Below are 2,253 nucleotides of genomic sequence, written 5' to 3' on the forward strand. Positions count from 1 at the left end.
TAAGAGACAGACCTTCGGTGACTCAACATCGCTGGCGGAGCAGTCCCGCTCATCAGCGTTCTGAGCCAGGCTCTCTGTCACGCGGCATCACGCCCCCGCCGCCTACGCCGGGCCTTAGCGTCCTGATACGCGGGATCGTCCGCCAGCGCCTCACGCGAGAGCTGGCGGTTTTGTTCGCTCAACGCGCGCACCTGGGCCGCGAACTGCGCCTCGATCAACGAGCGATAGCCGGACCCGGCATAGTCCCAATCCCGCGTGATCACCGCGTCAACGGGCAACGGCGCACGCTGCCCGCCGCCCGCCTCTTTCGCCGCGTAATCGGCCCGAGCGTCCACCAGCGCCCCGCGCGTAACCGAGTACACCCGTGACTTAATGCAGAAATGACCGCCGTAGCCGCACTGATGCGCCCACGAGCGCAGGCGCAGCCCCTCATACTGCGGCAGCACGCCCAGCCGCCACGCCGCCGATATCAGAGCACGGGCATGCTCGGAGACGGGAAGATCCTCAAGCGGCACACGCAGCCCGGTTCCGCCGCAGCGCGGACACACACCCATCAGACCGGAGCCCTTGCAGTCCCGGCACACAATCGGCCGATCCAGCGTGCCCACGCACTCAGCGGCCTTGGTGGAGTACTTCGCCACATACCCCGCCACCTGATCATCCGACAACACACGATCCCCGACACTCGCGCGAATCGGCTTCGCGTCGAACTGATCACCGAACACCAGTTCCCGCAGCTCGCCGAACTCGTCCGGATACGCCACCCGCACCCGCGCCGCCGACGAGCCAAGCGCCTCGATCAACATCTCTTCCGTCGCCCAGGGTGGAGGCTCAGACTCCGGGCCGCTCGCACCGTCCAGACGCACCGCCGCGTGAAAATGCACCAGGCCGCGCCGCTGATACTCCGCCACCTTCACGAACGAGACCCGCACCGCCGCCGCGAACTCCCTCTTGCTCAGGCCACTGACACCGGGGAGGGTCACCCGCCGCACGTCATCGGTGAACCGGTGCCACAACCTGCCCGCATGAGCGTTGAACAGCACCGCCCCCGCATAGTCGAAGCACTCGGCACACGGCGGCGTACCCAACGCCGGATCATCCTCGCCATGCCGGGCCAGGCATGAGATATCAACCCCGTGCGGGCACAGTTCGCCGCCGCGCCGGGCACGACACGGCAACACCTTTCCATCATTCTCGACCCTGGTGTGCACCGGGCCGAACGACGGAGCCGTCAGGGTCATGAACACCCGAGGATGCTTGCGCACGCTCTGCGGCACCCCCTTGCCCCCCACCAGCCCGGCCAACACGAGGTGGAAGGTGTCGCCCTGATACCACCAGGAGCAGAACACGCACCGCGAGGAGCGCCGATTCCCGCACGGCAGCATCAACCGATTGAACGGCTGACCGGCCGAGGAGAACACGTGCAGCACCTCACCCGTCGCCGCGTCACTGGTGACCGTGCGGCCCGTGAGGTACACCGGGTTCTCACACCCGCCGATCTTGACCAGGCGCTCAAACCAGCGCCGGAAATCCGGGTGCGCCATCAACGCCTGCTGCACCCGGAAGAACTCGTCATCGCTACCCATGATCGACCCCCGTTCTATCTTGTACTACAAGTCGAACTACATATCGAAGGTAACACGACTTGTGCTACAAGTAGAGGGACTTTTGGACGGCCAGAGAGAAGGCGCAGCATGACGACCCCGCCGGGCGACAGCACGCAAGCAGACGGCCCGCTGTGGCGCACGATCGCGGACCTGACCCGCAGCGAGATCCTGTCCGGGCACTACCCACCCGGAGCCCCACTGCCCGGAGAGACCGCACTGGCCGAGCGCTACCACACCAGCCGACCCACCGTGCGCCGCGCCATCGCCGAACTCCAGGGCGAAGGACTGGTCAGCGCCTCACAGGGACGCGGCACCTACGTACGTGCCCGCCCCGACCGCCGCGCCGTCGTCATCGGCGGAAGTAAGCATGTTGATCTACTCGGCGAACCGTTCGCCGCACTCAAGGCCGGATGGCGACCCGAGACCCACCCCGGCTACGCGTTCTGGCACACCGACGCCATCGTCACCCAGGCCATGCGCGAACACGCAGAAGCCCTGCGCATCCCCACCGGCGAGATGATCCTTCTCCGGTTCCAGTACTGGCGGCACCACGAGAATCAACACGTGATCTCCGTGACCTCCGCCACCCCCGCCCACCTGATCGGCAACCCGAAGCCCGGACCGGCACAGGGCTACACCTTCCATC

2 protein-coding genes are annotated in these 2,253 nt (G+C 66.5%); one reads left to right on the top strand and one right to left on the bottom strand.

The genetic code is table 11. The annotated features are described in order from the left end of the window. Positions 1-77: 77 nt before the first annotated feature. Positions 78-1,586, bottom strand: coding sequence for a replication initiator (locus KGA66_RS28660; RefSeq protein WP_211472680.1), 1,509 nt, complete (start codon positions 1,584-1,586; stop codon positions 78-80). A 108-nt stretch (positions 1,587-1,694) separates the two neighbouring features. Between KGA66_RS28660 and KGA66_RS28665 the strand changes: the two genes are divergently transcribed. Continuing rightward, on the top strand, positions 1,695-2,253 hold a 559-nt coding region (locus KGA66_RS28665), incomplete at its 3' end, for a GntR family transcriptional regulator (protein ID WP_211472682.1).

This window comes from Actinocrinis puniceicyclus (genome assembly GCF_018283645.1).
GTDB lineage: Bacteria > Actinomycetota > Actinomycetes > Streptomycetales > Catenulisporaceae > Actinocrinis > Actinocrinis puniceicyclus.

Bases quoted from the DNA above. Each gene is read 5' to 3' on its own strand.
- KGA66_RS28660 (WP_211472680.1), bottom strand. From the start codon at position 1,586: ATGGGTAGCGATGACGAGTTCTTCCGGGTGCAGCAGGCGTTGATGGCG.